Here is a 4,960-nt window from a genome sequence, read left to right on the forward strand (position 1 = left end):
GCCGGCCAGCACCGCGGCCGAGGCGGTGGCCAGCAGGGGGCGGCGGGGCGCGGTGGCCGCGGACATCAATGGGCGCATCAGGATCTCCTTGTTTCTGCCGGTACGCGGCATACCTGTTTCGATCTGTAAAACGAGTGTGGCTTGCTACCTGAAGCTACCCACCCGCGCTGCCGGGGTCAAGGGTTTTTTGCTAATTCCTTGCCGCTGCATGAAATTGATGTTTTACTGGCTGCAACATTGGATGGCTACCGAGGAGCAGGCATGGCGTCAGGAACGGCAGCGGATCCCACGACCAGGGCGGCGGACCGCACCCTGGCGCTGCTTCGGATCGTCTGCGAGCACGACGGCGTCAAGCTCGCCGATGCGGCCAAGGCGGTGGGCCTGTCGGCGTCGACCGCGCTGCGGCTGCTGCGCACGCTGGAAGCCAACGGGTTCGCAGCCAAACGCGACAACGCGCTCTACCGGCCGGGCTTCCGGATGGTGCAGCTGGGTGTCCAGGCGCTCAGCCACGAGTCGCTGGTGGATGCGGGCCGGGACGTCCTGCGGAGCCTGGTCGACCAGACCGGGGAGTCGGCGTACCTGAGCGTGACCGCCGGCAACGACCACGGGCTGTACATAGCCATCGAAGAGGGCACCCATACCGTGCGCCACGTGAATTGGGTGGGCCGGACCTTCCCGATGGAGGGCAGCGCGGCCGGGGCGGCCCTCAGCGGACAGGTGGGCCAGGGCGGGTACACCGTGCAGGCGGACAGCGTGGAGGCCGACGTCACCGCCGTCGCGGCTCCCGTCTTCGCCGGCGACAAGGTCGTCGCCGCGGTGAGCATCGTCGCGCCCAGCTACCGCACCACAGCAGAAGCCGCCGAAAAATTCGGGCTGCTGCTTGCCGAACAAGCCGGCACGCTCTTCGCCGCGCCGGAGAGCCCGGCGGCCAATGGGACCGAAGAACACAACCAGACACCTACCTCCACGCCAGAAAGGGCATGACGATGACGTTCACCCAGCACGACCCTTCCCGCCGCATCCGGGCTTCCCGGGGCACTACCCTCACCGCCAAGAGCTGGCAGACCGAGGCTCCGCTCCGGATGCTGATGAACAACCTGGATCCCGAGGTGGCGGAACGCCCCGAGGACCTGGTGGTCTACGGCGGCACCGGCCGCGCGGCACGGTCCTGGGAAGCCTACGATGCGATCGTCAAGACGCTGGCGGAACTCGAGGACGACGAGACGCTGCTGGTCCAGTCCGGCAAGCCCGTGGGCGTGCTGCGCACCAACCCCTGGGCCCCGCGCGTGCTCCTCGCCAACTCGAACCTGGTGGGCGACTGGGCCAACTGGCCGGAATTCCGCCGCCTGGAGGCCGAAGGGCTGATGATGTACGGCCAGATGACGGCCGGTTCCTGGATCTACATCGGCACCCAGGGAATCCTGCAGGGCACCTTCGAAACCTTCGCCGCCGTCGGAGCCAAGCTGCACGAGGCCGGCAAGACCGCCTCTCCCACGCTGGCCGGAACGCTGACGCTGACCGGCGGCTGCGGCGGCATGGGCGGAGCCCAGCCGCTGGCTGTCACCCTCAACGACGGCGCCTGCCTGATCGTGGACGTGGACGAGGCCAGGCTGCGCCGCCGCGTGGGCAAACGCTACCTGGACGAGGTGGAGACGGACCTGGACACCGCCCTCGCGAAGGCCATGAAGGCAAAGGAAGAAGGCCGCGGCTGGTCGGTGGGCTACGTGGGCAACGCGGCGGAGGTGTTCCCGGAGATCCTGCGCCGGCACCGGGCCGGCGAGATCACCGTGGACGTCGTCACCGACCAGACCTCGGCGCACGATCCGCTGTCGTACCTGCCGGAAGGCATTACCGTGGCGGATTGGCAGCGCGAGGCGCAGGCCGATCCGGCCGGTTTCACCAAGAAGGCGCAGGCGTCCATGGCCCGGCACGTGCAGGCCATGGTTGAGTTCCAGGACGCCGGAGCCGAGGTGTTCGACTACGGCAACTCGATCCGCGACGAGGCACGCAAGGGCGGCTACGAGCGCGCCTTCGAGTTCCCGGGCTTCGTCCCGGCCTACATCCGGCCGCTGTTCTGCGAGGGACTGGGCCCGTTCCGCTGGGTGGCGCTCTCCGGCGACCCGAAGGACATCGAGGTGACCGACGCCGCGCTGAAGGAACTGTTCCCGGAGAACGAGCACCTGCACCGGTGGCTGGATGCCGCGGCCGAGCGGGTGGAGTTCGAGGGGTTGCCGGCGCGCATCTGCTGGCTGGGCTACGGCGAGCGTCACCAGGCCGGGCTGCTCTTCAACCGGCTGGTGGCCGAGGGCAAGGTCTCGGCGCCGATCGTGATCGGCCGCGACCACCTGGACTCTGGCTCCGTCGCCTCGCCCTACCGGGAGACCGAGGCGATGGCCGACGGCTCGGACGCCATCGCGGACTGGCCGCTGTTGAACGCCTTGACCGCCGCGAGCTCCGGGGCCACCTGGGTGTCCATCCACCACGGCGGCGGCGTCGGCATCGGCCGCTCCATCCACGCCGGCCAGGTGTCGGTGGCGGACGGCACCGAGTTGGCGGCGCAGAAGCTGGAGCGGCTGCTGACCAACGATCCGGGGATGGGAGTGATCCGGCACGTGGACGCCGGCTACGACCGCGCCGTCGAGGTCGCGGCCGAACGGGGCGTCCGCATCCCGATGGGCAAGTAGGCGGCCGGCAGATGGAAACTGTGTCCTCCCTCCTGGAATCCATTGCCGACGTCGGCCGTGACGCGCAACGCGGCGGGTACTCGCGGCCGGTCTACTCCACCGCAGAACTGGGCCTGCGCGACTGGTTCATCGAACAGGCCCAACGCCGCGGGCTGGGCGTGGAGACGGACCGCAACGGCATCCTCTGGGCATGGTGGGGCGAGCCGCAGCCCGGCGCGCTGGTCACCGGCAGCCATCTGGACTCGGTTCCCGGCGGCGGCGCCTTCGACGGGCCGCTGGGCGTCGCCTCCGCGCTCGCCGCCGTCGACCTCCTCAAGGAGCGCGGCGTTGAGCCGAACCGGCCGCTGGCGGTCACGGTCTTCCCGGAAGAGGAGGGCTCGCGGTTCGGTGTGGCGTGCCTGGGCTCGCGGCTGCTGGCCGGCGCCATCGATCCGGACAAGGCCCGGAACCTGCGCGACGAGCACGGCGACACGTTCGCCGACGTCGCCCGGGCAAACGGGCTGGATCCTGCGCACCTGGGGCGCGACGACGAGGCGCTGGCGCGGATCGGCGACTTCATCGAGCTGCACGTGGAGCAGGGCCGCGGCCTGGGCGAGGACGGCCCGACCATCGCCGTCGGCAGCTCCATCCTGGGCCACGGGCGGTGGCGGATCAGTGTCACCGGCCAGGGCAACCATGCCGGCACCACCCTGATGGCCGACCGTGCCGACCCGATGGTTGCCGCGGCGCAGATCATCCTGGCCGTACAGCAGGCCGCGGCCAAGCAGCCTGACGCCCGCGCCACCGTCGGCCGCCTCCAGCCGGTGCCCGGCGGCACCAACGTGATTGCCTCGCGGGTGGACCTGTGGCTGGACGCCCGGCACCCGGACGACGCCGTCACCGCGCACCTGGTCGAGGCCATCCACGGCAAGGCCCAGAAGATCGCCGCGTTCGAGGGCTGCTCCGTCTCCCTGACGGAAGAGTCCTACAGCGGAACCGTGCACTTCGACTCCGCGTTGCAGCGCCAGCTGGAGAACGCCCTGCCCGGCGCGCCGGTGCTGGCCACCGGCGCCGGGCACGACGCCGGCGTGCTGGCCTCGCGGGTGCCGTCCGGCATGTTGTTCGTGAAAAACCCCTCCGGCATCTCCCACTCCCCGGAGGAGTACGTGGAGCCCTGGGACGCGGACGCCGGCGCGGAAGCCTTGGCGGACGTGCTCGAGGCACTGCTGTGAGCAGCATCTGGTGCGAGCGCGCCTGGCTGGGCCCGGTCGGCGTGGCCGACGGGGTCCTGCTGGGTTGCGACGACACCGGGACGATCACGCAGGTGGGCACGGCGCCCCGGCCCGATCCGGCCGACGACGTGCTGGTGCTCGACGGCGTTGTGTTTCCCGCCGCTGCCAACGCGCACTCGCACGCATTCCACCGGGTGCTGCGGGGCCGCACCCACGCCGGCCGGGGCGACTTCTGGACCTGGCGGGAGCAGATGTACCGCGCGGCCGGGACGCTGACGCCGGAGAACTACGAGCGCCTGGCGACGGCCGTGTTCGCGGAGATGGTGGCGGCCGGCTTCAGCAGCGTGGCGGAGTTCCACTACGTCCACCACCGCCCGGACGGGAGCCCGTACGGACCCGGAAGCGCGGCCGGCGGGAGCCCCGGCGGGCACCGGTCCGGCCCGCCGGGCGATGATCCGGAGAGCCCCGGGTACGGCGGGCACGCGATGGAACTGGCGCTGTGCCGGGCCGCCGAGGCGGCCGGCATCCGGCTGACCCTGCTGGACACCTGCTACCTGGCCGGCGGCATCGGCGTCCCGCTGGCACCGGAGCAGCAGCGCTTCGGCGACGGCGACGTGCAGGCCTGGCTGACCCGGCTGGACTCGCTGCGCCGTTGTGTTGCGGACCGGTTCGACCCGGCGCGGATCACGGTGGGCGCCGCCCTGCACTCGGTCCGCGGGGTGCCCGAGGCCGCGCTGCCGCTCATCGCAGAGCACCTGCCCGACGGCCTGCCGCTGCACATCCACCTCTCCGAGCAGCCGGCCGAGAATGAGGCCTGTCTGGCCGCCTACGGGGTGACGCCGGCCGGCCTGCTGGCCCGGCACGGGCTGCTGTCGCCGCGCCTGAGCGCCGTCCACGCCACGCACCTGACCGCCGGGGACATCGCGCTGCTCGGGGAAGCCGGTGCCACCGTGGTGATGTGCCCGACCACGGAAGCCGACCTCGCCGACGGCATCGGCCCGGCCCGGGAGCTGGCGGACGCCGGCGCCCGGATCGCCCTTGGCACCGACCAGCACGCCGTCATCG

At 71.4% G+C, this 4,960-nt stretch carries 4 protein-coding genes; all 4 read left to right on the forward strand.

Annotation, left to right across the window (positions count from 1 at the left end; translation table 11 throughout):
• Positions 1 to 261: 261 nt before the first annotated feature.
• A complete protein-coding gene (locus AC5RV2_RS14550) occupies positions 262 to 984 on the forward strand; it encodes an IclR family transcriptional regulator (protein ID WP_494092919.1) in 723 nt (240 codons plus the stop codon).
• Positions 985 to 986: 2 nt separating this feature from the next.
• Complete coding sequence (gene hutU, locus AC5RV2_RS14555; RefSeq protein ID WP_494092920.1) at positions 987 to 2,684, forward strand: urocanate hydratase; 1,698 nt, start codon at positions 987 to 989, stop codon at positions 2,682 to 2,684.
• Positions 2,685 to 2,695: 11 nt separating this feature from the next.
• Positions 2,696 to 3,895 (forward strand): allantoate amidohydrolase, encoded by a 1,200-nt coding sequence (locus AC5RV2_RS14560; protein WP_494092921.1) that lies wholly within the window; start codon positions 2,696 to 2,698, stop codon positions 3,893 to 3,895.
• The coding region (locus AC5RV2_RS14565) for an amidohydrolase family protein (RefSeq protein ID WP_494092922.1) at positions 3,892 to 4,960 on the forward strand (1,069 nt) is incomplete at its 3' end. The genes AC5RV2_RS14560 and AC5RV2_RS14565, both read left to right, overlap by 4 nt.

The organism is Arthrobacter sp. Y3225116 (assembly GCF_059091245.1).